Below are 26805 nucleotides of genomic sequence, written 5' to 3'. Positions count from 1 at the left end.
CGCTCAGTCTGCGCCGGCTTCCTGGCCGGCTGCGGGCTTGCTGCCATACCGGGATGCAACGATCACCGCTGCGGTCAGGATCAGCGCACCGGTAATGCCGATAGGCCCCAGTATCTCCTCCAGGAACACCCAGGCCAGCAGAGCCACAAACAGGGGTTCCAGGGTGACAATGATGCTGGAAAGCGTGGCCGGTGTGGTTTTCATACCACTGAAGAAACTCACATAGCCAATGCAGGTCGGCACCACGCCGATATAGCCCACCATCAGCCAATGCCTCAGTTCCAGGCTTTCCAGTCCCTGAAATCCGCCACTGATTGCCACCACCGGTAACAGGATCAGTGCTGCGGTAAAAAAACAGATAAAGGCTGTGGTAAACACCGGTGTGCCGGCGGAGCTGTACCGGCTGGTCAGAGTGAAGCCGGTGTAGACCACGGCCGCCAGCAGTGCCATCAATATGCCGGCAAGGCGCAGGGTGCCACTGGTATCCATATCGCTGAGCACCAGCATGGCGGTGCCGGCAATGGCGGCGATCAGGGAGAGTATCGTCAGCAAACCCGGCTTTTCGCCCAGCAGCGGAGCCGCCAGAATGGCCACCAGTACTGGCGGCAGGCAGAGCGCAATCAGGGTGGCAATACCGGCGCCGGTGAGATCGACAGCCAGCAGGTAGCTGCCCTGGTAGAACGCCTGGAACAGCCCAAGAGCGGCCAGAGGCAATAGGGCTTTTGAGGTCATGCTTCGCAGCGAGCTGCCGGGCGCCCTGGCACCGGGGTTGGCTCGCTCAAGCTGTGCCTGTTCCCGCCGCATCAGCAGCCAGAAAAACGGTAACGCCACCGCCAGCCTCAGAAAACCCAGGGTGATAGCCTGAAGCTCGGTGCCGGTGAACAGGAATTTCGCAACAATCCCCGTGGTCGCCCAGAGCAGGGCAGCCAGGGCGATCAGCAGGGCGCCTCGGATCATTCAATAACCAGTACAATCAGCTCTTTGGGACCGTGAACACCGTAAGCAAGAGTCTGCTCAATGTCGGCGGTTTTGGAAGGGCCAGAGATTAACAGGGCATTGGTCGGCATGCCAGCAGACCAGTTCTGGGCCTTCATCGCTTCATGAAAGGTAGTGTAGAGTTCCGAGGCTTTGAGGATGGCTATGTGCACCGGCGGCACCAGGCTCATCAGCCGGGGTTCATCCACCGTTGGCCACAGGATCAGCGAGCCCGTCTCGGCAATACCACCCCGGGTGGAGGTGATGCTGGCGTCCACTTCGTTGAACAGATGGGCCTGCCAGCTGTGTATGGGCTCATCGTAGATCAACAGTTCCGGCAGATCGTTACGGCCTGCGTTGCGCAGGGACTGGCCGATCTCATGAGTCTTTGCCACCAGCAGGTTGCGGGCGCCCCGGGTAGCCAGAATCTCGGCAAGGCGGTCCATCCAGCTGTCTTCGGTACAGCGGTGAACCTCACCGTGAACCGACTCGATCATCCTCTCAAACCGGTCAACGCGCTCCGCCGGGGACCAGTCCGGCCGTTGGAGAACAGAAAAATCGCACTCCGGCACCGTCAGCTCGCCCCCGGTCCGGTTGCGCAGGCGTTGAAGAATCGTTTCCCGGGAACTCATTGGCCGCGCTCCTTCATCCGTTGGTGCAGGGTTTTGGCGGCCAGCTTCGGCGCTGTCCGGTAGTCGGTCCAGGCACCGGCACTGGCAGGCTGCAACGCTCGCAGCTTGCTGGCGGCACCGGTGCCAAAACGGTAGAACCCGGGGCTGGCGTGCATCCAGGCCCAGCCTTTCCAGATCACGGCTTCCATGGTACTGCGCTTGGCGCCGTGGCCGCGTACCTTGGCCGGGTGCAGCTTGTCACCATCTACTGATTCCTGGCGCAGCCGCACCAGCAGATCCGGAATGGGAATTTTCACCGGGCACACCTCACCGCAGGCGCCACAGAGACTGGACGCGCTCGGCAGGTGTCGGCCTTCATCCAGGCCAATCAGGTGCGGCATCAGGATCTTGCCAATGGGGCCGGGGTAGGTGGTGCCATAGGCATGGCCACCCACCCGGGTGTACACCGGGCAGTGGTTCATGCAGGCGCCGCAGCGAATGCAGCGCAGGGTGTCGAGCAGTTCGTCATCCTGGTAGATCGACGAGCGGCCGTTATCCACCAGCACCAGATGGACTTCCTCTGGGCCGTCCAGCTCCTCTGCTTTCCGCGGGCCGGAAATCATGTTGAAGTAGGTGGTGATGTGCTGGCCAGTGGCTGAGCGGGTGAGCAGGGCCAGAAGGCCTGTCACGTCTTCCAGGGTCGGCACCACTTTCTCGATGCCGGTCACCGCAATGTGGCAGGGCGGCACCGTGGTGGTCATCCGGCCGTTACCCTCGTTTTCCACCAGGCACAGGGTGCCGGTTTCCGCCACCGCAAAGTTGACCCCGGAAACCCCCACATCCGCGTTCATGAACTTTTCCCGCAGCTGCAGCCGGGCGTTGGCGGTGAGGTATTCCACATCGTTGGAAAGATCGGTGCCGGTTTTCTCGTGCAACAGCTCGGAGATTTCGCCGGTGTTCTTGTGAATGGCCGGCATGATGATGTGCGAGGGCGTTTCCCCGGCCAACTGCACAATGTATTCGCCCAGATCCGACTCCAGGGCTTCGATGCCCTGTTCTTCAAGGTAATGGTTCAGTTCCATTTCCTCAGAGACCATGGACTTGCCCTTGATCACCGTCTTGGCGTCCCGGGCCTTGCAGATGTCCCGGACAATCCGGCAGGCCTCATCGCCATCCAACGCCCAGTGAACCTTGACGCCGTTTTCCGTCAGCTTTTTCTCAAGCTGCTCCAGCAGGTCCGGCAGATTGGCCAGGGCCCGCATGCGGATGTTGGCACCCAGATCCCGCAGGGTTTCCAGGTCCCAGCCCTCAAAGGCGGCCTTGCGCTTGGACATCAGCCCATCCATGGCGCTGCGGAAGTTCTTGCGGATCTTTGGGTTCTGAATGGCCGCCTGGGCGCGGGGGTGGAACTGTTTTACATCGATATGATGGCCCGTGTGTTCGGTTGTTTCGCTCATGACTGTTGCCCCCCTTTGCCCTGTGTGCGCGCCCACAGGAAACTCAGAATGTGCTCGCCCTCAAGGGGCTTCTGGTTTTTCTCGGCGTAGCCGGCAATGTTCATCAGGCAGCCGCAATCGGTGGTGACGAACTGTCTGGAACCCGTTTCCACCAGGGTGTCGACTTTTTCACTCACCATGGCGCCGGAAATCTCCGGGTGGCGAACCGCAAAGGTGCCACCAAAACCACAGCATTCTTCCGGTCGGATCTGCTCCACCAGATTCACGTTTTTCAGCTGGCCCAGCAGTTTCGGGCCCACTTCCGCCACACCCATTTCACGGCGGGCGGAGCAGGAGGTGTGCATGGCCACAGTGGTGGGCTCGCCCAGGTCCTCCAGCTTGATATGGCACACGTTCAGCAGAAAATCGGTCAGCTCCCAGACCCGACCGGCAATGCCGGCGGCCTTCACCTCATCGGTGGTGTCCTTGAACAGGGCCGGGTAATGTTTGCGCATCATGCCGCCACAGGAACCGGAGGGCACCACAATGGGCCAGTCCTCGGGGAACAGGTTTAACTGGGCTTTGGCCACCGAACGGGCTTCGTCATGGTAGCCAGAGGTGTATGCAGGCTGCCCGCAGCAGGTCTGGTTTTGCGGAAACAGTACCTCAATGCCTTCCCGCTCCAGCAACTCCACTCCGGCAATGCCCGCATCGGGGTAGAACATGTCCACCAGACAGGTGCCGTAGAAATAGACCTTTGCAGGTTTTGATGGATAAACCTTGATGGTATCAACCATATGCCGCCGCTCAACCGTGTTGGAATTGTTATCCGGTAATAATAGGGTGGCGAGTGCGGTGTTGCCAGACGACTTTCAGAGTAGGGAGAGGAAAAAGCTGACAGGGCAGCGGCAGAGCGCCACTGCCCGGCGGTGTTATTTTATGGTCAGCCGTTTTGCGTTCTTTTCAACGGTGCGTTCGCCAATGCCTTTAACGTTGGCCAGGTCAGCAGTCACGGCGAAGGGCCCATTGGCTTCCCGGTAGGCAACAATGGCTTCGGCCTTGCTCTGGCCAATGCCATTCAGGCTGGCGAGGGTGGTTACGTCTGCGGTGTTGATGTTAATCGCAGCGTCTTGTGCGTAAGCAAAACCGGTAACCAGGCTGAACAGCAGAACAAGGGTGGCGAACATCGGTGTGCTTTTCATAGATACGAGCTCCTGAGACTGTATTGCGTTTTTTGGTTTTTTTGCCAGGGCGCAAAGCAGCAGAAGCGTAATGTAAGAAGAGAGCAGAAATGGGTGATAGACAGAAAAAGTGCACGGATGGGACCACGTTCCATGTGATCCCGTTTCCGTGGCTGATCCCTGCCTGATCCTTCAGGCGTGCGCATCATCCTGAGCGCATCATCCTTGTGGTCATCCCTGCAAGCCCTGATCCTTTGGGCAACTCCTGATCCTTGGAGTTCTCATCCTTGAGCCAACGTTCCGTGCTGGCTTGTCATCCCTGACACTGACAAGTCTACAGGGTGTGGAATTCGGCCATATCGGAGAATCGCTCCGGGGGGTGTGCGATATCTCCTACAGATTTGTGAGTACTCTGGCAGCCGCCTCCCGAATCCGCTCCATGGTGATCTCCCGAACCGCTTTCTGGCCGGCGCGAATATGCCGGGTCAGCCGGTCTGCGGCCTCACTGGCCATTCCATTTCGCAGTGCTTCCAGAATGGCTGAGTGGTCAACATAGGTGGCATCGACCCGGTCATCCCGGGTGAAGTCCAGTCGTCGGATGATCTGCAGCCGGTCGGTAATCTCCCGGTGAATCCGCGTCATCTCCCGGTTGCCGGCCGCGGCCACCAGATCGCAATGAAAACTCTCGTCCAGCGCACGAACCGTGCTGCCCACGGCCCGCTCGGAGGGGTGGTCCGGGTTCCAGATGGCGGTCAGTGTTCTCAGCGCCCGGGGCTCCCTGGCCAGGCCACAGATCTTGTGCACGGCGGCCCGTTCGAGAGTAATTCGCAGGTCGTAGAGTTCTTCCACCTGCTGGGAATCAAATGGCCTCACCTGCCAGCCACTGCGGAACAAAACCTCCACATGGCCTTCACGCTGCAAGCGGTAAAGCGCCTCCCGAACCGGGGTCCGGCTGGCATTCAGGCGCGTTCCCACATCGCCCTCGCTGAATTTGTCCCCAGGGATCAGCCGAAACTCAAAGATGTCCTCCTTCAGGGCTTCGTAGACCCTGTCGGCCACGGACTCTTTTCGTCGCTGGTTTGATGTTGCCATTGGCTCCGTTTGTCCCCTCTGTGGGCGCCAGATGTCTCCCTCGGGCTCAGGCTCTGGCAGCTATGAAGGCGCGCCAGTCGCCCTCGATATAGGCGTTCTGTCAGTCTCTGATGGTCCATCCGAATGTTGACGGCCTTCGTCATCCTCACGTGCGTTATCCACTTGTATACATGAGGGATGGCAATGCGTGTGCCATTTGCGGAGTTTTCTCGATATTTCTTTGAAAACAGAAATTTATGGGTTTTTTTGAAGCAAAAGGCGGTTCCTGTCTGCTCGAACCAGGTGCGGGCGCACCAAAATCGGGCCGGAATGCAGCAGCTTTGCGGGCCATTGCCCCGTGCCCGGACCGGGGGTGCGGCTTGTATACTAGATAAGGTTATGTTTTTTAGGGAAATATAGGGAATGTGGAACAGCAGATGCAGAGGCTCCGGTGCGTTTGATGACGAACTGCATACCTTACTAAGAAAAGGACCTTATAAAATGAATCTCAAAAAACACGTGAAACTGGGCCTCTCTGCACTCGCACTTTCCATCTCTTTTAACTCCGTTGCCGCGGAAGATCCTATCAAGGTCGGCATCCTGCACTCTCTCTCCGGCACCATGGCCATCAGTGAAACGGTTCTGAAAGACACCGTTGAAATGCTGATTGAGCAACAGAACGCCAAGGGCGGCATACTCGGCCGCCAGCTTGAAGCCGTGGTGGTAGATCCGGCGTCCAACTGGCCGCTGTTCGCTGAAAAAGCCCGGGAGCTGCTGGCTCAGGAAAAGGTCGACGTGATCTTCGGTAACTGGACCTCGGTCTCCCGTAAGTCCGTGCTGCCGGTGGTGGAAGAGCTGAACGGCCTTCTGTTTTACCCGGTTCAGTACGAGGGTGAGGAATCCTCCGAGAACGTCTTCTACACCGGCGCAGCGCCCAACCAGCAGGCGATTCCTGCGGTTAATTACCTGATGAACAACATCGGCGTGGAGCGCTGGGTGCTGGCGGGTACCGATTACGTTTACCCCCGAACCACCAACAAAATCCTTGAGACCTACCTGATGGACATGGGTGTGGCCAGGGAAGACATCATGATCAACTACACGCCTTTCGGTCATTCCGACTGGCAGAACATCGTGTCTGACATCAAGCGCTTCGGTTCCGCCGGCAAGAAGACCGCGGTGGTCTCCACTATCAACGGCGACGCCAACGTGCCTTTCTACCGTGAGCTGGGCAACCAGGGCATTGCGGCCTCGGACATCCCGGTTGTCGCCTTCTCCGTGGGTGAGCAGGAACTGTCCGGTATCGATACCGGCCCGCTGGTTGGGCATCTGGCCGCCTGGAACTACTTCATGAGCGTGGATAACGACGCCAACTACGACTTCATCGACGCCTGGGTGGCGTACACCGGCAAGGAAAATGCCGTGACCAACGACCCGATGGAAGCGCACTACATCGGCTTCAATATGTACATCGAAGCGGTCAAGAAAGCCGGCACCACCGACGTGGACGCGGTGAAAGACGCCATCATCGGCGTAACCGTTCCCAACCTCACCGGTGGCTACGCCGCCATGATGCCCAACCACCACATCACCAAGCCGGTGCTGATTGGCGAGATCCAGGACAACGGCCAGTTCTCTGTTGTGTGGGAAACCTCCGGCCTGGTTGCCGGCGATGCCTGGTCTGACTTCCTGCCCGGTTCACGGGACATGATTGCCGACTGGCGCAAGCCCATGTTCTGCGGCACCTTCAATACCGCAACTGGCAAGTGTGGCGCGTCTGCCGGTGAGATGGCGGCCGAGTCGAACTAAGAGCAAAGGCAAGGCAGTAAGACCGTCAGCCCGTTGGCATGTTTGCCACCGGGCTGACGCCTCCGCAACACGCTTTTAACCGACAGGACACCAACATGGGCATCATCCGATCGCTCACGCTTCTGTTTTTTGCCCTGGTTCTGGTCATGCCGACGGTCGCCACGGCACAGGGTGACGTCCAGGGAGCAGACCAGGGACAGAAACTGCTGATCAATCTGGCAGAGGCTCCCGCCAACAAAGTTGAGGAAGCCATTGGAGCCATCGTCAACAGCGGCGACGAACGCGCCCGGGGCTGGCTTGAAGCCTATGGCGCCAACCGTCTGAGCCGGATCAAAGACACCGGCCAGGTGGTCATTGTATTGAACAACCGGGGCCGGGACTGGGAAATCGCAGACCCGCTGACCGGAGAGAACATGGGCGAAATGTCCCGGCGTGAGCTGGACAGAGTCGCCATCAACAACCGAATTCGTGGCCAGTTGGAAGGCATCCTTGCCATGCTGGACCTGAGTGCTGCCGACCCGGACCTGCGCGAAGCCTCCGCACAGGACATGATGGGCAAGGTAGACGCCTCGCTGGTTGCGCCGCTGGAAGCGCGGCTGGAACAGGAAGAAAACTCGGACGTGCGCCAGCGCATTCAGGAAGCCCTGGCCATCTATCGGGTCAGTGAGGGCAACCTGGATGCCATCGACGTTCTGGCAGGCAGCCTGCACCCCCGTGCCCGTGCCGCCCTGAACGACGCGGTCCGCGGCGATGACCCGGTGCTAGCCAAGAGAGCCACGAAAGCACTGGAAAGCATCGAACAGAAACTCAAGCTCAACCGCGCCGCTGAGACCCTTTACTTCGGTCTCTCCCTCGGCTCGGTTCTCGTCCTGGCCGCCATTGGCCTGGCCATCACCTTCGGCGTGATGGGCGTGATCAACATGGCCCACGGCGAACTGATCATGCTGGGTGCCTACACCACCTGGGGCATGCAGCAACTCCTGCCCGGCCAGCCCGGCCTGGCACTGATTCTGTCGATTCCCGCCGGCTTCCTGGTGGCCGCCACCGCCGGCATCATCATCGAACGCAGCGTTATCCAGTATCTCAAGGGCCGCCCCCTGGAAACCCTGTTGGCCACCTTCGGCATCAGCCTGATCCTGCAACAGCTGGTGCGGACCGTGATTTCCCCCCAGAACCGCACCGTGGTCACCCCGGACTGGATGAGTGGCTCGGTGGTGATCAACGACGCGCTTTCCCTGACCCTCAATCGCCTCTACGTGCTGGCGTTCGCGTTGGTTGTCTTCGCCGCGCTGATGCTGATCATGCGCAAGACCCGACTGGGCCTGGAAGTGCGGGCCGTTACCCAGAACCGCGCCATGGCCCGCTCAATGGGCATTCGCGCCACCCGGGTCGACATCATGACCTTTGCCCTGGGCTCCGGCGTTGCCGGCCTGGCCGGGGTAGCGCTGTCCCAGCTCACCAACGTGGGCCCCAACCTGGGCCAGAACTACATCATCGATTCTTTCATGGTGGTGGTGTTCGGCGGCGTGGGTAACCTCTGGGGCACCCTCATTGCCGGGCTTTCCCTGGGCACCATCAACCAGCTGCTAGAACCCTGGGCCGGTGCCGTACTCGCCAAGATCATCGTGCTGGTGTTCATCATCCTGTTTATCCAGAAACGGCCGAAGGGGCTCTTCCCCCAGAAAGGCCGGGCGGCGGAGGGCTGAGTTATGGCAACAACCAATAGCTGGCTGCTCCGGCCATTTCAGGAGCGTTCAACCCAGATCTTCCTCGGCATACTGTTTGTGGCCCTGGTGGCGGTGACTTTCCTCCACCTGTTCACGCCCGAGGGCAGTGCCCTGCATGTGAGTGCTTACACCGTCACCCTGCTGGGCAAGTACCTGTGCTACGCCCTGCTGGCGGTCGCGGTGGACCTGGTGTGGGGTTACCTCGGTATCCTCAGCCTGGGCCACGGCGCCTTCTTTGCCCTCGGCGGTTACGCCATGGGCATGTACCTGATGCGCCAGATTGGCGACCGTGGTGTGTATGGCGATCCGGTCCTGCCGGATTTCATGGTGTTCCTGAACTGGCAGGAGCTGCCCTGGTTCTGGCACGGATTCGACATGGCCTGGTTCGCATTCATCATGGTGCTGCTGGCGCCGGGCCTGCTGGCGCTGGTGTTCGGCTTCCTGGCCTTCCGTTCCCGGGTAACCGGGGTGTACCTCTCCATCATCACCCAGGCACTGACCTTCGCTCTGATGCTCGCCTTCTTCCGCAACGAAATGGGCTTTGGTGGCAACAACGGCCTGACCGACTTCAAGGACATCCTCGGCTTCAACCTGCGCACGGATGCCACCCGCCTGGGGCTGTTCATCGCCACCGGCATCGCCCTGGCCATTGGCTATGTGATCTGCCGCGCCATCGTCGCCAGCAAGTTGGGCCGGGTGAGCGTGGCCTGCCGGGATGCCGAGGCCCGAACCCGCTTCCTGGGCTATCGGGTCGAACGGGTGCAACTGTTCGTGTTTGTGGTCTCCGCCATGCTCGCGGGCGTGGCCGGGGCGTTGTATGTGCCGCAGGTCGGCATCATCAACCCCAGTGAATTCTCGCCCCTGTTCTCCATCGAGATCGTGGTGTGGGTGGCCCTCGGTGGACGGGCTACGCTCTATGGAGCGGTCATTGGCGCAATTCTGGTGAACTACGCCAAAACCGTGTTCACGGGCATCATGCCGGACGCCTGGCTGTTTGCCCTCGGCGGCCTGTTTGTTCTGGTCACCGTGTTTCTGCCCAAGGGCATCGCCGGTTTGCTGTTCAGACACAGGAAAACCGACGACACGGGCAAGACCCCTGACACGCAGGAGGCCACGGTATGAGCATTCTTCAGGAGCTGACCGACCGGGAGCATGTGTTCGAGTTTCTGACTCAGGTGAAGTCGCCAGTGGACGTGCGCCATGGCCCGATCCTGTACCTGGAAGACGTGAACGTGAGCTTTGACGGCTTCAAGGCCATCAACAACCTCAACCTCACCATCGACGACGGCGAGCTGCGCTGCATCATCGGCCCCAACGGCGCGGGCAAAACCACCATGATGGACATCATCACCGGCAAAACCCGCCCGGACACCGGCTCGGTCTGGTTCGGCAGCCGCCACAACCTGCTCACCATGAATGAGCCGGACATCGCCTCCCTCGGCATCGGCCGCAAGTTCCAGAAACCCACGGTGTTCGAAGCCCTCACCGTGTTCGAAAACCTGGAGCTGGCCATGGCAACCGACAAGCGGGTCATCCCTACGCTCACCGCCATCATGCAGCCGGAATACCGGGACCGGATCGACGAAGTGCTGGAGATGATCGGCCTTGAGGCACTGCGGGACCGCCTGGCCGGCATCCTCTCCCACGGCCAGAAGCAGTGGCTGGAAATCGGCATGCTGCTGATGCAGAAGCCCCGCCTGCTGCTGGTCGACGAACCCGTGGCCGGCATGACCGAACAGGAAATGGAACGCACCGCCGAACTGCTTACCAGCCTCGCGGGCAAACAGTCCGTGGTGGTGGTGGAACACGACATGGGCTTTGTGCGCTCCATCGCCCGCAAAGTTACCGTGCTGCACCAGGGCAGTGTGCTGGCGGAAGGCTCGATGGATGAGGTCTCCAACGACCCGGAAGTGATCAAGGTGTATCTCGGGGAGGAGGCGTAATGCTCAAGATCGAGAAGCTGAACCAGTTTTACGGCGAAAGCCACACCCTCTGGGATCTGGACCTGGACGTGCCCCAGGGCCAGTGCACCTGCGTAATGGGCCGCAACGGCGTGGGCAAGACCACCCTGATGAAATGCATCATGGGCGAGGAAACCACCAAGAGCGGCAGCATCGAATTCGCCGGCGACGTGGAACTCACCAAAAAGAAAGTCGAAGACCGCTCGCGCCTGGGCATCGGCTACGTGCCCCAGGGCCGGCAGATCTTCCCGCTGCTCACCGTGGAAGAAAACCTCCGCACCGGCCTCGCCGTGCGCAAGGACGGCAGCAAGAAAATCCCCGACCGGGTCTACGAACTCTTCCCGGTACTGAAAGAAATGCGCAACCGCCGGGGCGGCGACCTCTCCGGCGGCCAGCAACAGCAACTGGCCATTGGCCGGGCCCTGGTGATCGAACCCCGCCTGCTGATCCTCGACGAGCCGGGCGAGGGCATCCAGCCCAACATCGTGGCCCAGATCGGCGAGGTCATTCAAAGGCTGATCAAGGAAGACGGCCTCACCGTGCTGTTGGTGGAGCAGAAGCTTCCCTTTGCCCGCAAATACGCCGACCGCTTCGCCATACTCGACCGGGGCCGCCGCGTGGCCGAAGGCGAAATCGCCGGCCTGACCGACGAACTCATCAAGAAGCACCTGACGGTATGACGGTCTATCAGCCCCTGACAGCCGCCAACGACTCCGGCCACCGCTTCGACGAAGGCCGGCGCTGGGCCGCGTCCATCTCCCTGGGCTTCGATGCCCGGCCGGACGGCGACAACACCGCCACCCGCATGACCCACGTGCGCCACCAAGGCCCGTTACGAGTGCAGCGCCCGTTCTACCCCGAAGGCCGCAACGGCTGCTGCCACGTGTACCTGCTGCACCCGCCCGGCGGACTGGTCAGCGGCGATGCTCTTAGCATCAACGCCCGGGTCGGCGAGGGCGCTCACACCCTGCTCACCACCCCGGCCGCCGCCAAACTCTACAAGGCCGACAGCCACGGCGTCGCTTGGGCCCAGCACACCACACTGAACGTGGAAAAAAACGGCATCCTCGAATACCTGCCCCAGGAAACCCTCGCCTTCGACGGCTCCCGGGGCGAACAAAGCACCACCATCGAACTGGCAACCGGCGCCAGATGCCTCGGCTGGGAAATCCTCGCCCTCGGCCGCCCGGCCAGCAAGCTGCCGTTCGTCTCCGGCCACCTGGAACAGAAATTCCGGCTGCTCATGGACGGCCGCCCCCTGTGGCTGGAACGCCAGCCCATGGACCCGAACCACCCAAGATTCAAAGGCCACTGGGGCCAGGGCGGCGCTACCGTACAGGCCACCCTCTGGGTTGTCGGCCTGGACGACGAAGCCGCCGCCATCGAAGAACTCAGAGAAACCCTGCCCGCCAGCCACCGCTGGGCCGTCACCCGCCGCCGGGGCGTGGTGCTGCTGCGCTACCTGGGGCAGGAAAGAAACGAAGCCTGGGCTTTATGCCAGCAAGCCTGGGAACTGCTCAGACCAAGACTCACCGGCCAGCCTGCTAGCGTTCCAAGAATCTGGCTGACCTGAACAACATCCGAACTGCGTAGCGATAAACGGAGCAAGAACTGATGGAATTAACGCCCAGAGACAAAGACAAACTGCTGCTGTTCACCGCAGCCCTGCTGGCCGAACGCCGCAAAGCCAAGGGCTTGAAACTGAACTACCCGGAAGCCGTCGCCCTCATCAGCGCCGAAATCATGGAAGGCGCCAGAGAAGGCCGCACCGTGGCCGAACTCATGACCGCCGGCACCGAAATCCTCACCCGCGACGACGTCATGGACGGCATCGCCGAAATGGTCGACGAAGTGCAGGTGGAAGCCACCTTCCCGGACGGCACCAAACTCGTCACCGTCCACAATCCCATTGTTTGAGGAGCGCGCCATGATCCCCGGTGAATACGACCTGAAAGACGGCGACATCGAACTCTGCGAAGGCCGCGAACGCATCCAGATAGACGTGGCCAACACCGGCGACCGCCCGGTCCAGATCGGCTCCCACTACCACTTCGCCGAAGCCAACCCGGCCCTGGATTTCGACCGCGCCAAAGCCAGGGGCTACCGCCTCGACGTAGCCGCCGGCACCGCCATCCGCTTCGAGCCCGGCCAAAGCCGCGAAGTCACCCTGATTCCGTTTACCGGCGGCAGAGAAATCTACGGTTTCCGCCAGGAAGTCATGGGCAAACTGGACTCCACGAAATGATCAGCAGGACCGGTCGAGTCATCCCTTCCGGGAATGTGCGGAGCCATGGATGGCGGAGCCCAAGCGCCACATGGATGTGCCGCAAGGAGCGTTTCCCGGAAGGGATGGCTCGACCGGTCCAAGCACCAGAACACGAGGGATAACATGAAGATAACAAGACAAGCCTACGCCGACATGTATGGCCCCACAGTGGGTGACCGGGTAAGACTCGGCGACACCGACCTGTGGATCGAAGTGGAAAGCGACACCGCCCACTACGGCGACGAAGTAAAATTCGGCGGCGGCAAAGTCATCCGCGACGGCATGGGCCAGAGCCAGCGCGCCGATGACTCCGTGATGGACACTGTCATCACCAACGCCCTGATCCTCGATTGGTGGGGCATCGTCAAAGCCGACGTCGGCATACAGAAAGGCCGCATCGCCGCCATCGGCAAAGCCGGCAACCCCGACACCCAGCCAGACGTCACCATCGTCATCGGCCCCGGCACCGAAATCATCGCCGGTGAAGGTAAAATCCTCACCGCCGGCGGGATCGACGCCCACATCCACTTCATCTGCCCCCAGCAGATCGAAGAAGCCCTCATGAGCGGCATCACCACCATGCTCGGCGGCGGCACCGGCCCGGCCACCGGCACCAACGCCACCACCTGCACACCGGGTGCCTGGCACATAGGCAAAATGCTCCAGGCCGTGGACGCCATGCCCATGAACATCGGTTTTCTCGGCAAAGGCAACGCCAGCCTGCCGGAATCCCTCGAACTGCAAATCAAAGCCGGTGCCATGGGCCTGAAACTCCATGAAGACTGGGGCACCACCCCCGCCTCCATCGACAACTGCCTCACCGTGGCGGACAAATACGACATCCAGGTGGCCATCCACACCGACACCCTGAACGAATCCGGCTTCGTGGAAGACACCCTGGCCGCGTTCAAGGAACGCTGCATCCACACCTACCACACCGAAGGCGCCGGTGGCGGCCACGCACCGGACATCATCACCGCCTGCTCCAAACCCTACGTGCTGCCGTCGTCCACCAACCCGACCCGGCCCTACACCGTGAACACCATCGACGAACACCTCGACATGTTGATGGTGTGCCACCACCTGGACCCGAACATCCCGGAAGACGTCGCCTTCGCCGACTCCCGCATTCGCCGCGAGACCATCGCCGCGGAAGACATCCTCCATGACCTGGGCGTGATCTCCATGATCGCCTCCGACTCCCAGGCCATGGGCCGGGTGGGCGAAGTGGTGTGTCGCACCTGGCAGACCGCCCACAAGATGAAACAGCAGCGCGGCCTGTTGCCGGAAGACGAAGCCCTGGGCGCCGACAACCTGCGCGCCAAACGCTACATCGCCAAGTACACTATCAACCCCGCCATCACCCACGGCATCGCCCACGAAGTGGGCTCCGTGGAAGTGGGCAAGCTGGCGGACCTGGTGCTCTGGAGCCCGGCGTTCTTCGGCGTGAAACCGGCCACCATCCTCAAGGGCGGCATGATTGCGGCGGCGCCCATGGGCGACCCGAACGCCTCCATACCGACACCCCAGCCGGTGCATTACCGCATGATGTTCGGCGCCTTCGGCAAGGCCGCCAGTGCCACCCGCCTGACCTTCGTCAGCCAGGCCGCGCTTGATGCCGGCATTGGCAAGGAACTGGGGCTGGACAGCCCGCTCTCCGCCTGCAACGGCGTGCGCACCGTGCGTAAGAGCGACATGAAACTGAACGACGCCTGCCCGCACATCACCGTAGACCCGCAAACCTACGAAGTGCACGCCGACGGCGAACTGCTTACCTGCGAGCCGGCCACCGAACTGCCGCTGGCCCAGCGTTATCACCTTTTTTAAACAAGACAGCTCATGGCTGTTCCAGGAGACCGACATGCTTGAACTTACCCAACGGGTCGGGCCGGTAGAAACCAGCGAAATCCACGACCACCTCACGCTGCCCTTCGAGCTGCGCATGCGCGGCCGCCTGCGCGCCAAAACCGACACCGGCTACGACGTGGGCCTGTTCCTCGACCGTGGCCCGGTGCTGCGCGAAGGCGCCTTCCTGCAGGCGGAAACCGGCGAGATCATACGCATCCGCGCAGCCGATGAGCCGGTAGTAACTGCTTACATCGAGCCGGGCCTGGCGATGGCGCGGCTGTGCTACCACCTGGGCAACCGCCATGTGGCTCTCCAGATTGGCGCCAGCGGCGCGATCGGCAGTGACGAGGGCAGGGAAGACGGCCCCCTCGATGGTAAAACCGGCTGGGTACGCTTCCCGCCGGACCACGTTCTGGAAGAGCTGGCCGAACGCCTGGGCGCCACCCTGGAACACCACCGAGCACCCTTCGATCCGGAACCGGGGGCCTACGCCCAGGCGGGCAACGGGCATTCCCACGGACACTCACACAGCCACGGCCACCACCATGACCACGCTCACTCTCACTGACAGCGGCCAGACCACCGTGGGCGATCTCGCCCTGCTGGGCCTGCTGCAACTGGTCAGCCCCGCGCTGCCCATCGGCGCCTTTGCCTGGTCCCAGGGGCTGGAAAGCGCCTTCGAGCTGGGCTGGGTGAACAACGAAGGCGAGCTGGGGGATTGGCTGGAAGGCGTGCTGGAAGACGGCCTGACCAAGTGCGAACTGCCGCTGCTGATCCGGGTTCAGGAAGCCTGGGCGAACGGCGACGGCCAAACCGTGGCCGAGTGGAACGACTGGCTGCACGCCACCCGGGAAACCGCCGAACTGACGGATGAGGACCTCCGCCTCGGCGCAGCCCTGGTGCGCCTGCTCGGCAGCCTGGAGCTGTTGCCGGCGAAAGACCTGCTGCCGGAGGAACCCGGCTACGTCACCCTGTTCGCCTGGGCCGCCCACAGGCGCCGCGTACCCGCACGGCAGACCCTGCTCGGTTTCGCCTGGGCCTGGCTGGAAAACCAGCTGGCCGTCGCCTGCAAGGCCATGCCCCTGGGCCACACCGCCGCCCAGCGCCTGACCGAACGGCTGCGCCCGCAACTGGTGATGGCCGTGGATAAAGCCCTGAAGAAAGAAGACCACGAACTCGGCCCGGTACTGCCGGGCCTGGCTCTCGGCAGCGCTTTACATGAAACCCAGTATTCACGGCTTTTCAGAAGCTGAACCAACAACGAACAGGAGAACACGCCATGAAACATTGCCTGAGAGTAGGCGTCGGCGGCCCGGTCGGCTCCGGCAAAACCGCCCTGCTGCGCCAGCTGTGCAAAGCCCTGAAAGACCACTACGACATCGCCGTGGTCACCAACGACATCTACACACGGGAAGACGCCGACTTCCTGCTCAAGCACGATGCACTGCCAGCGGACCGCATCCTCGGCGTGGAAACCGGCGGCTGCCCCCACACCGCCATCCGCGAAGATGCGTCCATGAACCTCGCGGCCATCGACGACCTGCAAAGCCGACACCCGAACCTGGAACTGGTGCTGGTGGAATCCGGCGGCGACAACCTCTCCGCCACCTTCAGCCCGGAACTGTCGGACCTCACCCTGTACGTGATCGACGTATCCGCCGGCGACAAGATCCCCCGCAAGGGCGGCCCCGGCATCACCAAATCCGACCTGCTAATCATCAACAAGATCGACATCGCAGAACAGGTACACGCCTCCCTGGACGTGATGGATCGGGACTCAAAGAAAATGCGTGGTGAGCGGCCTTTTGTGTTCACCAACCTGTATGACGGGGTAGGGCTGGAGACGATTATCAGCTTCATTTTGGAGCGGGGGATGTTGCCGGAGCGTCGGCCCGGGAAAGTGGCTGAATCCGCCTAATCACCATCAAATTCTCAATGTTTAACGCACTACGGAGATACACCCATGAAACTACGCAATAGACTCACTTTGACGGCCAGCCTGCTTCTTACGTCCGGCGTAGCCTGGGGCCATGCCGGACATGAAGCCTTCGGTGATGGGGTGCATATTGAGTACCTGCTGGCGGCCGGTTTGGCTGCTGCCGTTGGCATCTTTGCCCTGATTCGGCGCAAGCGGGATGGGCAGGACTAACGCTAATATTGGCGGGCCTCAAGCAACTCAGAATTGGGCAGGCCTGACAAAAAGAATCGGGAAAACAAAAAGCTGCGCGGCAATGCCTTGCAGCTTTTTTGTGGCATAAAATTTATATATTTTTGTAATTGGAGCAGACAAGCAGCGCTGGGATGGTCTACCTTAGGTAGCTAAACACTACGGAAGTACCGATTGTTAGGGACAACGGCCGATGGACCCCTCAGTACTGCTACAGCCTCTTTTGCAACTCTGGTACTTCATACCCCTAGTACTTCATACCCCTAGTACTACTGTTAGTCATCCTGCGTTCCCCCTGGTTCAAGGGCCATCTGGGAGAGTTCGTTGTGAACGCCTCCGCTCGCCTGTTCCTCGCTATGGCGTATTCGCAGTGAGCACCAAGAGCATGAAATGGTTGATCTTAGGCAGTGCCAAATGCCGCTGTGGTACGCAGAAGATCTATCAGAATTCACGGAAAATTCAGAATCCTCTGCATCAGAACTATCAATATCTGAAAGCTATGCAGCGCCAGTTAGAACGTAGTGATCAGCAAGTCTCTTCTTTAAAGGTATATGTGTCTGATTCTATCTTCCAGACTGGCCTGCCGGAGAATGTGATGCGGGGATTGGCGTATCTCCGTTTCATCAAGTCTCACACTGATCGGATACTGAATGCGGAACAGGTGGGATCCATATTGGAAAGGATAACTTCCGATCACTTGAAAGGTTCGTTTGGGACTCATCGCGAATACGTGAGGTATCTCGAGCATATCGTAGGGCGGAAGCATCTCTCAGAATACCTCGACAACCCCACTTACAAAGGCCCATCAATTCAGCGGCCTAGATCACTAGGGAGACGATGGGTTCCTGAGCTAGCGACCTTCCTCATTGTTTCTGTCGTGGCAGCCCCCCTTTCGCGCACCACAAAACGCAGAAAGAAACCCGCCCCCACGGGAATTCCCGGCCCTCGCAATCAGCTGTTTCAAAATTGTCAAATGTTAATGGCACTGCCGACCAGTCAAGGCTGGTCGCGAAGAGCATAGTTTTGTTCCAGCATTCGGAATTATTTAACAATTTTTAAAAGGTATAGCACAGTAAATGTTGGACGCAGAAATAGTAAAAATTTCTCAAAACAAGACACTTCATGTCATTGATGTGAAGGAGATAGATGACGATACAAGAAAGCTCTTGGATAAGTTCTTTATTGAGATCTGTGAGGGCGAGTCCGATAGTGAGCTTGAGTTAGTAAAGTTAAGGCTGGCAAATTTCCTAAAAACAAAAAAAGAAGACACGCAGATGGGGGCTGTGGCTGAGTTTCTAGTTCATATTTATCTAAATAAAATGGGGTTTAAGCAGGAGTTTTTGTTCTTCAACTTAGAAGAGGGGTCAATTAAGAAAGGCTTCGATGGTTTGTTTTCAAAGGATTCTGAAACGTACTTAGTTGAGAGCAAGTCTGGATCAATTCTAAGTAAAGGTATAAGTCACAAGAATAAACTTAAAACAGCGTATTTAGACTTAAAGGACTACGTAGCTGGGAAAAGCGAGAAAGGGAAAAATAATCCCTGGAAAAACGCGTTTAATCATGCGAGCCATTGCGATGTGGGTACTGAGAAAAATATTAGGCAGAAGATTAAAGCGTTAAGAGATATGTATGATCGAGGAAAGTACACTAAGATAGAGGATTACAACGTAATTGCATGCTCTACAATATATTTAAGCTCTACGTGGGATGGTTCGGCGAATAGTAAGGTTCTCAATGAGCATCAATTTATCGAAGAATTTTCTGCGGTTAGTGTAAGTGCTTTATGTATAACTAAGGCCAGCTTGCAAAAATTCATAGACTATCTGGGTGAGTAAGTTGTCGATGTCATTTTCTTGGCTAAAACGAGATGAGAAGTTTCTTTCCGCAATAAAGAAAATGTCTCTAAATATCGCTCTTGAAGAAAGTGAGTTGGAGTTTGTCTTAGCTTGTGCTGTTGTTTTTATCAGAGAATACTCTAAAGACAGGCGCAAACGGCCATATTTTGAAATCGCTTACTTTATAGTTCTAAAGTGTGCGGTCAACAATGGTTTATATGAACCTATTTTAGATGTAAGCTCAAATTTCGGTCTATATCCGATTTCAAGTTACATAAAGCGCAATGGACTATTTGATTGTGAGGGGGTGTCTGATTTTAGCTTGGATTACCAGTTAGAAAAATTCAGGTACCGTAATATTGTAGAGACGTATGAGCAGCGTGAGTCAAGGAAGGCTTTGATTGCTAGTAATAGAGAAGAGAATTGCTATGTGGCGCCTACCTCATTCGGTAAAAGCTCTTTAATCGTAGAAATTATAAAGAGTAAGAATTTACCAAAGACTTCTATCATTGTTCCTACAAAATCGTTGTTAATTCAAACATATAGAGTTATAAAAAATAATTTTCCTGATAAAAATATAATTTTTCATGATGAAATGTATGATGGCAGTGATGAATTCATTTCTATATTTACTCAAGAAAGAGCGCTTAGATTTCTGAAAGACGAAAATCTGTCATTTGATCTTCTCGTAATCGACGAAGCGCATAATCTTTTTAATAAGGACTCAAGGAGTTTATTGCTTACTCGTTTAATAAGAAGGAATAGGTTAAGAAGCCCTGATTCAGTAAATTATTATCTTTCGCCGCTGATATCCGATGTAGATAATCTAAAAATATATGATAGCCAGGATATTTTTGAGCGACGAGTTTTAAATAATGTGAAAGAAGCGGATATTTTTGAGCTAAAGGAAAGTGGAGAGGTTAAGAAGTATAATCGTTTTGTTGATGATTTTTTTGATCTTGGGGTGAGCGAAAATATATTTGGTTATATAAAAGGCAGCTCAAAAAATAAAAACTTTTTGTACCTTAGGGCTCCAAAGAAAATTGAAGAGTTCTCGATTCAGATGGCGTCGGAATTGAACAATGTTGAGTCAGAAGAACTGGATGACCTTTCAGAAGTTGTTTCGAACAATGTTCATGAAGACTTTTACTGTGTAGATTATATTAAAAAAGGACTGGTTTATCTTCATGGTAAGTTGCCTGACCTGCTCAAGGAGTACTTAGAGTTTAAGTTTTCTAAAAATAAGAAAATTAAATATGTTATTGCCAATTCGGTGATACTGGAAGGGGTTAATCTTCCCGTTGATAATATGTATATTTTGAATGCCCATGCTCTAGATGCAAAATTGCTGACGAATTTAATAGGGCGTGTCAATAGGTTGAACGAAGTTTTCGATGACGAAAGGAAGTCCTTGGATAAACTTCTGCCAAGTACCCATTTCATTAATTCAGAGTTTAATAGGAAAAATGGAAACATGGCCAACAGTATTAGAAAATTAAAAAGTGGATTATTTAAAGATTCCGTTGATAATCCGCTACTAGCAAATTTTGATATGAATAAAGTTATTGGGGAGTTAGATAAAGCCAAGGAGCGCGGTGATGATGATAAGGCCCTGTCCTTGCAGGAAACTATTGACAGGTATAGCAGCTTGCGGGCAAAAGAAGATTTCCTTGTACATAATGATTTAGATAGTAAAAATAGAGTTAAGAAGGTGTTGCTAGAGTCAAATGTCCTCTCTGTTTATTCAGATTCAGATTATATGTCTGAGAAGCTTGAAGCCAGAGTTGATTACATCACTTTGGACAGCGGATGGGAGGATGCCCATGTCGTGGATAAGGTGTATATGTTTTTTATAAAAGGTTTTGAAGACTTCGTTTCAGAACAGAGTTTTTTGCGCCTTCAGCACGAAGTGGCCAGATCATTTTATAAGAAGTTCACACAGAATTTGCATCGCCTTAGCTTAAAAGAGCATATATCCGAAACGATTTCGTATTTTCAGTCTATAAAGCGAATGCGGCAAGGTCGGCAATTCTATATAGGTGCTTCCTATGGAGAGTTTGCTAAACAAGATGTTTCTGGAGGATCTCAAAACAATCTCTATATTGATCTATCGGCTAAAACTTCTAAGCAATTGGCAAATATCGCTTTGGTGAAAATAAAAATTGAAAATGATTTTGTTTCTTACACGCTTAATAATTATGTAAATGTGCTCTTCGATCTTGGGATGATATCTGATGAAGAATATCAGTTGTATATTTACGGAACCACAAAGAAGCGAAACTCTGAGTTTGTGAAAATCGGTTTGAGCGGTGCCTTAATAAATAAATTAGACAGGGATGATCAGATCGGTAATATTTCGATAAATGAGCATGGAATCGTTGAGTATAATGGGGAGTTTTTAAGTTATATTGAAAGTCAGGATGATTTGGTTAAATTTGAGATCGGTAAGTATATAGATTTTTAAAAGTTGGACTGTCTGGAAGTTTACGAGCTGCATAATTGTTCGCATGTTTTCAGTGGGCAGAGCTAAATCTGTCGAGAAAAATTGGCGAAAGGGAGCGGATCGTGTGGGTGATTGAGTTATTGTCAGGGTATAGGGCTTTAAATCTTTAATTGGCTCGATGACCAGGAGCACCCTTTGGATCTGGGAAGTAAATCTGCATCAGTTTCTTTGTTCATACATAAGATTCTAATATTTTGACATTCCGGTGGTATCAGATCAGGAGGACAGATCCTTTAACTAAACCTAAGAGTTTCAGAAGGGGGCCGTAGGAATAGTTCCGGCGGATTGGTGGGCCGAATTGGGGTGCAGTAAAGTATCTAAGTCTTGCGTTTTGGTTTTTACTGTATAGAGGCTAAATCGATTGTTAATTTGGAGGGAGTCAATGAATGAACAACAATACCTAACGTACCTTAGTCATCGATTTAGACATACATTTCACGATACTTACACTCCTGAATGGAAATGTCCTCATTGTGATCGTGGATTGCTAGCGCTAGAACTTGAGTCCCTTCACTATACGGAAACATCCGAATCTTTGAATCGAAAAAGGGGCGGAGACTGGGAACCAGAGATGACGGAGTATCGCTTCTCAGCACGATTCGACTGTAATTGTTGTTATCAACAGACTTTCACCGTCGGTACGGGGAGGGTTGTCGCCCTTTACGATTCATCCAATGAGTGTGGGGATGTAATCTATATAGACGAGTTCATGCCGAAGTTTTTCTTCCCTACCCTTAAGCTTTTCAGCATCCCTAAGAGCTGCCCAGTTTCGATTCGTAATGTAGTTGAGTCATGTTTTTCCGTGGCTTGGGCCGACATACCTGCTGGCGGTAACAGGTTGAGAGTGGCTATTGAAAAGCTGGTAGACGACCTACAGGCCCCCAAGAGTGAAAGAGAAACCCTTCACTCAAAAATCAGGAGACTTTCAAATACCTACCCACAAGAGAGTCGCCTTCTCGACGCTATTAAATGGCTCGGGAACGAGGCTAGTCATGACGATAACTTAGAAGAACATGACCTTGCATTCGGCTTTAGGGCGTTGGACCTAGTTTTAAGAGAACTGTACTCAAACGAAAAAGATGAAATAGCCCAATTGGCTGAAGAGATCATCAAGAATAAAGGACCAATAAAATTTGGTTAGGCCAGCTAGTAAGAGGAAGAGCGACTGTAAATTGATCAATTCGGTCTCGTCCTAGTATTGGATGCAGTCCTTCCTTTGAGCCAACGGATAGGTTTCAAGTTCTCAAACGGAGTTGGCCCATTCCGAGGAAGCCCTTGTATCTTTCGTGAATCCCCGGGCATGTAATGCAATATGGCCATAACCGAGTGGCTAGTTTCTCAGTGGAAGAAGACTTTAGTAAAACCGGTACAGGTTGTTTTCCCTACTTTTCTTAGAAATCAAAGCTCGTGGGAGTCACTATCAACCCTCTCTGTGCTTTGGTTAGTAAAGGCTGCAAGTGCACAGAACGGATTCTATGGTTCAAATGCAAGGAGATGCTGATGCCTAGACGGGCTAGGGTGATTGTGCCCGGTTCTCCCTCCCTATAAAGTTAAACTTACGAAAAACCGGGACAGATCTATTTTTTCGGCTTCTCCAGTGCCTCGAGGCTAATTTGAGCCCCTATTAACCGGCTTTGTAGTTCGGTTAACATCAATCTTCAATGCACAGAACGGATTCTGTGCCGAAAAAAGCAAGGAGTAGCTGATGCCCAGACAGGCCAGAGTGATTGTGCCCGGTTTTCCCCATCATATTGTTCAACGTGGTCACAACCGCCAACCGGTGTTCGTCGAACCCCGTGATTTCGAATACTACCTGGCGAACCTTCAGGAATGGAAGCAGGTCTATGAGCTGGAGGTGTTCAGCTACTGCCTGATGACGAACCATGTTCATTTGGTGGTTCAGGCGAACGACAACCTGACCGCAATTCCTCAACTGATGAAGCGTCTGGCTGGTCGGCAGACCCGTTTTGATAATGCCCTCGAAAAACGGAGTGGTTCGCTCTGGGAAGGACGCTACAAGATTAGCCCGATTGATACTGACGCCTATCTGTTAGCTTGTTGTCGCTATGTGGAACTCAATCCTGTTAAAGCAGGGATGGTAGATAAGCCTGAGGTGCCGGGGTCAGGTCTTGCGTTTTGCCCCGCCTTGCCATTTCGATCTGATCCCCGCAGTCTATCCCGCCCCAAGTAAAACCACGGAAGGAGCCAAGGAATGGCCAGACCGTTGCGACTGGAGTTTGCCGGCGCGTTGTATCATGTGACGTCTCGCGGAAACCGACGGGAGATGATCTATGAATCAGACGAAGATCGGCGCGCCTGGTTGTCGACCCTTGATGAGGTATGCGAGACCTTCAACTGGGTTTGTCATGCTTATTGTCTGATGGGCAATCATTATCATCTGTTGATTGAAACGCCTGAAGGCAATCTGTCGAAAGGTATGCGCCAGCTAAACGGCGTCTATACGCAGGTTTTCAATAGGCACCACGGCCGGGTAGGGCATGTTTTCCAGGGGCGCTATAAGGCGATTTTGGTTGAGAAGGACAGCTACCTATTGGAACTGTGCCGCTACATCGTGCTCAATCCTGTTCGTGCAGCGATGGTTCGATCGGCTGTGGAATGGCCTTGGAGCAGCTACCGCGCAACGGCGGGTTATGAAAGGGGCATAAAGGCACTTGATGTTGATTGGATTTTGTCTGCTTTTAATGATCGGCGGGCCAGGTCAGTAGAGAGCTACGAACAGTTTGTTGCTGACGGCAAGAACCAGCCGTCTCCATGGGAGAAGCTCAAGAACCAAGTCTATCTTGGAAGCGATCAATTCGTTGACGACATGCAGAGGCGAATTGATGGGGCAGAATATCTCTGCGAAATACCTACTAGTCAGCGCCGCCCTTTGGCCAAGCCGCTGCAATGGTACTGGGATTCTGCTTCGTCCCGAAATGGAGCGATCCATTTAGCGTATGCGAGTGGCGGTTACAGCTTGAAGGAAATAGGTGATTTTTTTGGGCTCCACTATTCCCGAGTAAGTCGGATTGTTAGGGAGGCAAAACGCAAGACCTGACCCCGGGGTTGGGCGCAGGAGCGGATCTGGGATTAACAAGTTAAGAAAACCGGGACAGACCTATTTCCCCGTAAAGACAAAAAATTTAATAAAGAAGATAATAAGACCTAACCAGTCGCTGGTGGTGACGCCACTCGTTGGCGATCACGGCGCGCCACAGCTTTAACTTGGCTGTAAGGAAACGATAAGGACTCAGGTTTCGCTATGAATAAAAAAACCACTTTCGACCAAGTTCGGGCTGAACAGCTGAAATACAACGCGAAGCGAGCTTCGGGCTATCGAGAGCAGGCGCTGAAACTCTTTCCCCATATTTGTGGCCGCTGTGCGCGGGAGTTTGCTGGCAAGAATCTATCGGAGTTAACTGTGCATCATGTCGACCATAACCACGATAACAATCCGCCGGACGGCAGTAATTGGGAACTCTTGTGTCTTTATTGCCACGATGAGGAGCACTCAAAATTTGAAAATCTCGTGCGTTATGGCAGTAGAAAAGAAAGCAATCAAGCCCCGGCAACCCACAATCCTTTCGCAGATTTAAAGGAAAAAATGGATCAGAAGAAGTAGCTCGGACATAAAACCGGGACAGATCTGTTTTTTGAAACCGGCGGTCGCCTGTACACCGCCATCCGCGAAGACGCCAGCATGAACCTGGCCGCCATTGATTCGTTTAGCCGCCCAGGCCCAAGCCCAGTATATAGAGACCGATTCCAGCCCAGGTGATCAGTAGCAGCGCCCAAGGTAGCCATGGGGTTCGATAGCAGATCTCGGATTTTGCAGGATTTTGTTCCGCGCTTTCGGTCGCTGTTTGGTGTTGTTCTTTTTTGCGCTGTTTGTCTTTTTCCCGGGCTTTGGCTTTTTGCTGTTTTTTATACTGATCAATGCCCTTTTCGATACCCTGCGCGATCATTTTTGTCTGCTCCTTGCTTTGCCGGGGCCGCTGAGTCGCCTTTGCCATGGCCAAGGCTTCCTCCTGGGTTTGCGGTGACGGTGGCTGCTTTTTGATTTTTGCCATAGGGCTCGGCTCGGGTTGTTGGTGAATGGGCTATTGGAGCGCATCGTAGGGGTCGGCGTCGAATGTTTCCACGGTCACCGTGCTTCGGTTAAGATCGGCGTCCAGCGCAGAAAGGATTCTGTGTTTGAAAAGCAGGGAGAAGCTGATGCCAAGACAGGCCAGGGTGATTGTGCTTGGTTTTGCCCATTATCAGCTTTGTTTATTCAGCCAGGAGCCACGTCATTACCTTTCCGCTGCCTCGTTTATATTCTTTCCGTCGTTGTCCTTACGCTATGCGCGCTCGGCTCGGGATCTTGTTTGCCGGACTGACCGTGGAGCTGCGGGAAATCGTGTTAAAAAACAAGCCGGCGCAGATGCTGGCGGTCAGTCCCAAAGGCACGGTTCCTGTTCTGGAGCTGGCAGGAGGTGATCGTTCTGAGAGGCTCGTTATTGAGGAAAGCAGGGAAATCGTCGAATGGGCGTTGCGGCAGAGTGATCCGAAGGGTTTGTTGAACACTGATTTAGTAAGCGCTAATGCCCTGATCGACCGCAACGATAACGAATTCAAACACTGGCTGGATCGCTATAAATACGCGGATCGCCATCCAGAACTCTCCCAGTTGGATTACCAGCAAAAGGGTGAGGTGTTTTTGCAGGCGTTGGAAAGCCTATTAGCCAAGGACCGGTATCTCCTGGGGAGCAACATCAGCATCGCTGATATTGGCATCATGCCCTTTGTACGCCAGTTCGCCCATGTCGATCGGGAGGTGTTTTACAGTCTGCCCTATCCGAATTTACAGAAATGGCTGAGGGATTGGCTGGAACATCCAGTGTTCCTGCAGGCCATGAGCAAATTCCCGTCTTGGCAGGAAGGTGATGATGAGGTGGTATTTCCACAAATAACCGGGACAGATCTATTTTCCCCCTGCCCGTTCCCGCCGAATCAGCAGTACCAAAGCCAGCGCCGCCAGTGACCCCATCACAGCGGCGAAAGTGATCCCAGTCGTCATCAGGCTGGTCATGCTCGCCATCAATCCCAGGCCGATCACCGGCACCGAGATAGCAATATAGGCCACGACAAAGAACGTGGACGTCACCGCTGCCTTCTCCCCTGCAGGGCTGGCCGCGGCGATGGCGCCCATGCCGGCGCGGAATGAGATGCCCTGGCCGATACCGGCAATCACCGCACCGCCGATGAACAGCGCGAGGGACTGGGTGTATATGCCTAGTGCTATCGGAACTACCCCGAGCATCAGGGATGCGCAGCCCAGAGGCAGGCGCAGCCTGAGCGGCAGTGTGCCCTGCAGGAACTGGCCCAGGGTTGAGGCGATGAAGATGCTGCCGGCCACAACGCCGATCAACAACC

General features: G+C 55.5%; 28 protein-coding genes and 1 pseudogene. 21 read left to right on the top strand and 8 right to left on the bottom strand.

Annotated elements, in window-relative coordinates; all coding sequences use genetic code 11:
* Positions 1-3 precede the first annotated feature (3 nt).
* The 6 genes from ACN0XM_RS13410 to ACN0XM_RS13385 form a co-directional block, all read right to left on the bottom strand.
* Entirely contained in the window at positions 4-957 is a 954-nt protein-coding gene (locus ACN0XM_RS13410; protein ID WP_417567450.1) for a DMT family transporter, read from the bottom strand.
* Positions 954-1607: a LutC/YkgG family protein gene (locus tag ACN0XM_RS13405; RefSeq protein WP_417567449.1), complete on the bottom strand. Its 654-nt coding sequence runs from the start codon at positions 1605-1607 to the stop codon at positions 954-956. The genes ACN0XM_RS13410 and ACN0XM_RS13405 overlap by 4 nt, the downstream gene beginning before the upstream one ends.
* Complete coding sequence (locus tag ACN0XM_RS13400; RefSeq protein ID WP_417567448.1) at positions 1604-3043, bottom strand: LutB/LldF family L-lactate oxidation iron-sulfur protein; 1440 nt, start codon at positions 3041-3043, stop codon at positions 1604-1606. The genes ACN0XM_RS13405 and ACN0XM_RS13400 overlap by 4 nt, the downstream gene beginning before the upstream one ends.
* Positions 3040-3819, bottom strand: a complete 780-nt coding sequence (locus ACN0XM_RS13395) for a (Fe-S)-binding protein (RefSeq protein WP_417567447.1) — start codon at positions 3817-3819, stop codon at positions 3040-3042. Before ACN0XM_RS13395 ends, ACN0XM_RS13400 begins: the two co-directional genes overlap by 4 nt.
* Positions 3820-3954: 135 nt before the next feature.
* Entirely contained in the window at positions 3955-4224 is a 270-nt protein-coding gene (locus ACN0XM_RS13390; protein WP_417567446.1) for a ComEA family DNA-binding protein, read from the bottom strand.
* A gap of 372 nt (positions 4225-4596) precedes the next feature.
* The gene (locus ACN0XM_RS13385) at positions 4597-5295 is read right to left on the bottom strand and encodes a GntR family transcriptional regulator (protein WP_417567445.1); all 699 of its coding nucleotides are present in this window, start codon (positions 5293-5295) and stop codon (positions 4597-4599) included.
* A gap of 480 nt (positions 5296-5775) precedes the next feature.
* Between ACN0XM_RS13385 and urtA the strand changes: the two genes are divergently transcribed.
* From urtA to ACN0XM_RS13285, 20 genes are all read left to right on the top strand, one after another.
* Positions 5776-7083, top strand: a complete 1308-nt coding sequence (urtA, locus tag ACN0XM_RS13380) for an urea ABC transporter substrate-binding protein (RefSeq protein ID WP_417567444.1) — start codon at positions 5776-5778, stop codon at positions 7081-7083.
* Between the two features lie 95 nt (positions 7084-7178).
* Positions 7179-8789: an urea ABC transporter permease subunit UrtB gene (urtB, locus tag ACN0XM_RS13375; protein WP_417567443.1), complete on the top strand. Its 1611-nt coding sequence runs from the start codon at positions 7179-7181 to the stop codon at positions 8787-8789.
* 3 nt (positions 8790-8792) lie between these two features.
* Positions 8793-9932, top strand: a complete 1140-nt coding sequence (gene urtC, locus ACN0XM_RS13370; RefSeq protein WP_417567442.1) for an urea ABC transporter permease subunit UrtC — start codon at positions 8793-8795, stop codon at positions 9930-9932.
* A complete protein-coding gene (urtD, locus tag ACN0XM_RS13365) occupies positions 9929-10753 on the top strand; it encodes an urea ABC transporter ATP-binding protein UrtD (protein WP_417567441.1) in 825 nt (274 codons plus the stop codon). Before urtC ends, urtD begins: the two co-directional genes overlap by 4 nt.
* On the top strand, positions 10753-11451 hold the full coding sequence (urtE, locus tag ACN0XM_RS13360; RefSeq protein ID WP_417567440.1) for an urea ABC transporter ATP-binding subunit UrtE: 699 nt from the start codon (positions 10753-10755) through the stop codon (positions 11449-11451). Before urtD ends, urtE begins: the two co-directional genes overlap by 1 nt.
* Positions 11448-12344, top strand: coding sequence for an urease accessory protein UreD (locus ACN0XM_RS13355; RefSeq protein ID WP_417567439.1), 897 nt, complete (start codon positions 11448-11450; stop codon positions 12342-12344). Before urtE ends, ACN0XM_RS13355 begins: the two co-directional genes overlap by 4 nt.
* A 41-nt stretch (positions 12345-12385) precedes the next feature.
* Positions 12386-12688, top strand: a complete 303-nt coding sequence (gene ureA / locus ACN0XM_RS13350; RefSeq protein ID WP_070964506.1) for an urease subunit gamma — start codon at positions 12386-12388, stop codon at positions 12686-12688.
* A gap of 10 nt (positions 12689-12698) precedes the next feature.
* Positions 12699-13016 carry an urease subunit beta gene (locus ACN0XM_RS13345; RefSeq protein ID WP_417567438.1) on the top strand — a complete coding sequence of 106 codons (318 nt, stop codon included), beginning with the start codon at positions 12699-12701 and terminating at the stop codon, positions 13014-13016.
* 144 nt (positions 13017-13160) lie between these two features.
* The gene (gene ureC / locus ACN0XM_RS13340; protein WP_417567437.1) at positions 13161-14864 is read left to right on the top strand and encodes an urease subunit alpha; all 1704 of its coding nucleotides are present in this window, start codon (positions 13161-13163) and stop codon (positions 14862-14864) included.
* Between the two features lie 34 nt (positions 14865-14898).
* The gene (gene ureE / locus ACN0XM_RS13335; protein WP_417567436.1) at positions 14899-15453 is read left to right on the top strand and encodes an urease accessory protein UreE; all 555 of its coding nucleotides are present in this window, start codon (positions 14899-14901) and stop codon (positions 15451-15453) included.
* The gene (locus ACN0XM_RS13330) at positions 15431-16138 is read left to right on the top strand and encodes an urease accessory protein UreF (protein WP_417567435.1); all 708 of its coding nucleotides are present in this window, start codon (positions 15431-15433) and stop codon (positions 16136-16138) included. The genes ureE and ACN0XM_RS13330 overlap by 23 nt, the downstream gene beginning before the upstream one ends.
* A gap of 26 nt (positions 16139-16164) precedes the next feature.
* Positions 16165-16803, top strand: coding sequence for an urease accessory protein UreG (gene ureG / locus ACN0XM_RS13325; protein ID WP_417567434.1), 639 nt, complete (start codon positions 16165-16167; stop codon positions 16801-16803).
* Between the two features lie 45 nt (positions 16804-16848).
* A complete protein-coding gene (locus ACN0XM_RS13320; protein ID WP_417567433.1) occupies positions 16849-17034 on the top strand; it encodes a hypothetical protein in 186 nt (61 codons plus the stop codon).
* 211 nt (positions 17035-17245) lie between these two features.
* Positions 17246-18073, top strand: a complete 828-nt coding sequence (locus ACN0XM_RS13315) for a nuclease-related domain-containing protein (RefSeq protein WP_417567432.1) — start codon at positions 17246-17248, stop codon at positions 18071-18073.
* A 55-nt stretch (positions 18074-18128) separates the two neighbouring features.
* Positions 18129-18887 carry a hypothetical protein gene (locus ACN0XM_RS13310; RefSeq protein ID WP_417567431.1) on the top strand — a complete coding sequence of 253 codons (759 nt, stop codon included), beginning with the start codon at positions 18129-18131 and terminating at the stop codon, positions 18885-18887.
* A 7-nt stretch (positions 18888-18894) separates the two neighbouring features.
* Positions 18895-21351 carry a DEAD/DEAH box helicase family protein gene (locus ACN0XM_RS13305; protein ID WP_417567430.1) on the top strand — a complete coding sequence of 819 codons (2457 nt, stop codon included), beginning with the start codon at positions 18895-18897 and terminating at the stop codon, positions 21349-21351.
* Positions 21352-21961: 610 nt separating this feature from the next.
* Positions 21962-22531, top strand: coding sequence for a DUF4145 domain-containing protein (locus ACN0XM_RS13300; protein ID WP_417567429.1), 570 nt, complete (start codon positions 21962-21964; stop codon positions 22529-22531).
* Between the two features lie 564 nt (positions 22532-23095).
* Positions 23096-23581, top strand: a complete 486-nt coding sequence (locus ACN0XM_RS13295; protein WP_417567428.1) for a transposase — start codon at positions 23096-23098, stop codon at positions 23579-23581.
* 21 nt (positions 23582-23602) lie between these two features.
* Positions 23603-24448, top strand: coding sequence for an REP-associated tyrosine transposase (locus ACN0XM_RS13290; protein ID WP_417567427.1), 846 nt, complete (start codon positions 23603-23605; stop codon positions 24446-24448).
* A gap of 204 nt (positions 24449-24652) precedes the next feature.
* The gene (locus ACN0XM_RS13285) at positions 24653-25012 is read left to right on the top strand and encodes a YajD family HNH nuclease (RefSeq protein WP_137435457.1); all 360 of its coding nucleotides are present in this window, start codon (positions 24653-24655) and stop codon (positions 25010-25012) included.
* Positions 25013-25115: 103 nt separating this feature from the next.
* Here ACN0XM_RS13285 and ACN0XM_RS13280 read toward each other — a convergent pair whose 3' ends face one another.
* Entirely contained in the window at positions 25116-25460 is a 345-nt protein-coding gene (locus ACN0XM_RS13280) for a DUF2956 domain-containing protein (RefSeq protein WP_417567426.1), read from the bottom strand.
* 233 nt (positions 25461-25693) lie between these two features.
* On the opposite strand from ACN0XM_RS13280, the gene ACN0XM_RS13275 reads away from it, so the two are divergent.
* Complete coding sequence (locus ACN0XM_RS13275) at positions 25694-26413, top strand: glutathione S-transferase (protein WP_417567720.1); 720 nt, start codon at positions 25694-25696, stop codon at positions 26411-26413.
* Here the strand turns inward: ACN0XM_RS13275 and ACN0XM_RS13270 are convergent.
* Positions 26354-26805 (bottom strand): annotated as a pseudogene (locus ACN0XM_RS13270) (MFS transporter); the annotation flags it as partial. The gene ACN0XM_RS13275 and the pseudogene ACN0XM_RS13270 overlap by 60 nt on opposite strands.

This window comes from Marinobacter sp. (assembly GCF_048269445.1).
GTDB lineage: Bacteria > Pseudomonadota > Gammaproteobacteria > Pseudomonadales > Oleiphilaceae > Marinobacter.
This window is presented reverse-complemented; position numbering and strand designations above follow the sequence as displayed.

Coding starts and splice junctions, on each gene's coding strand:
- ACN0XM_RS13280 (WP_417567426.1), bottom strand. CDS start 25,460: ATGGCAAAAATCAAAAAGCAGCCACCGTCACCGCAAACCCAGGAGGAA.
- ACN0XM_RS13295 (WP_417567428.1), top strand. CDS start 23,096: ATGCCCAGACAGGCCAGAGTGATTGTGCCCGGTTTTCCCCATCATATT.
- ACN0XM_RS13345 (WP_417567438.1), top strand. CDS start 12,699: ATGATCCCCGGTGAATACGACCTGAAAGACGGCGACATCGAACTCTGC.
- ACN0XM_RS13395 (WP_417567447.1), bottom strand. CDS start 3,819: ATGGTTGATACCATCAAGGTTTATCCATCAAAACCTGCAAAGGTCTAT.
- ureC (WP_417567437.1), top strand. CDS start 13,161: ATGAAGATAACAAGACAAGCCTACGCCGACATGTATGGCCCCACAGTG.
- urtA (WP_417567444.1), top strand. CDS start 5,776: ATGAATCTCAAAAAACACGTGAAACTGGGCCTCTCTGCACTCGCACTT.
- ureA (WP_070964506.1), top strand. CDS start 12,386: ATGGAATTAACGCCCAGAGACAAAGACAAACTGCTGCTGTTCACCGCA.
- ACN0XM_RS13285 (WP_137435457.1), top strand. CDS start 24,653: ATGAATAAAAAAACCACTTTCGACCAAGTTCGGGCTGAACAGCTGAAA.
- ACN0XM_RS13300 (WP_417567429.1), top strand. CDS start 21,962: ATGACGGAGTATCGCTTCTCAGCACGATTCGACTGTAATTGTTGTTAT.
- ACN0XM_RS13405 (WP_417567449.1), bottom strand. CDS start 1,607: ATGAGTTCCCGGGAAACGATTCTTCAACGCCTGCGCAACCGGACCGGG.
- ACN0XM_RS13410 (WP_417567450.1), bottom strand. CDS start 957: ATGATCCGAGGCGCCCTGCTGATCGCCCTGGCTGCCCTGCTCTGGGCG.
- urtB (WP_417567443.1), top strand. CDS start 7,179: ATGGGCATCATCCGATCGCTCACGCTTCTGTTTTTTGCCCTGGTTCTG.
- ACN0XM_RS13355 (WP_417567439.1), top strand. CDS start 11,448: ATGACGGTCTATCAGCCCCTGACAGCCGCCAACGACTCCGGCCACCGC.
- ACN0XM_RS13390 (WP_417567446.1), bottom strand. CDS start 4,224: ATGAAAAGCACACCGATGTTCGCCACCCTTGTTCTGCTGTTCAGCCTG.
- urtE (WP_417567440.1), top strand. CDS start 10,753: ATGCTCAAGATCGAGAAGCTGAACCAGTTTTACGGCGAAAGCCACACC.
- ureG (WP_417567434.1), top strand. CDS start 16,165: ATGAAACATTGCCTGAGAGTAGGCGTCGGCGGCCCGGTCGGCTCCGGC.
- ACN0XM_RS13385 (WP_417567445.1), bottom strand. CDS start 5,295: ATGGCAACATCAAACCAGCGACGAAAAGAGTCCGTGGCCGACAGGGTC.
- ACN0XM_RS13320 (WP_417567433.1), top strand. CDS start 16,849: ATGAAACTACGCAATAGACTCACTTTGACGGCCAGCCTGCTTCTTACG.
- ACN0XM_RS13310 (WP_417567431.1), top strand. CDS start 18,129: ATGTTGGACGCAGAAATAGTAAAAATTTCTCAAAACAAGACACTTCAT.
- ACN0XM_RS13305 (WP_417567430.1), top strand. CDS start 18,895: ATGTCATTTTCTTGGCTAAAACGAGATGAGAAGTTTCTTTCCGCAATA.
- ACN0XM_RS13290 (WP_417567427.1), top strand. CDS start 23,603: ATGGCCAGACCGTTGCGACTGGAGTTTGCCGGCGCGTTGTATCATGTG.
- urtC (WP_417567442.1), top strand. CDS start 8,793: ATGGCAACAACCAATAGCTGGCTGCTCCGGCCATTTCAGGAGCGTTCA.
- urtD (WP_417567441.1), top strand. CDS start 9,929: ATGAGCATTCTTCAGGAGCTGACCGACCGGGAGCATGTGTTCGAGTTT.
- ureE (WP_417567436.1), top strand. CDS start 14,899: ATGCTTGAACTTACCCAACGGGTCGGGCCGGTAGAAACCAGCGAAATC.
- ACN0XM_RS13315 (WP_417567432.1), top strand. CDS start 17,246: ATGGACCCCTCAGTACTGCTACAGCCTCTTTTGCAACTCTGGTACTTC.
- ACN0XM_RS13330 (WP_417567435.1), top strand. CDS start 15,431: ATGACCACGCTCACTCTCACTGACAGCGGCCAGACCACCGTGGGCGAT.
- ACN0XM_RS13400 (WP_417567448.1), bottom strand. CDS start 3,043: ATGAGCGAAACAACCGAACACACGGGCCATCATATCGATGTAAAACAG.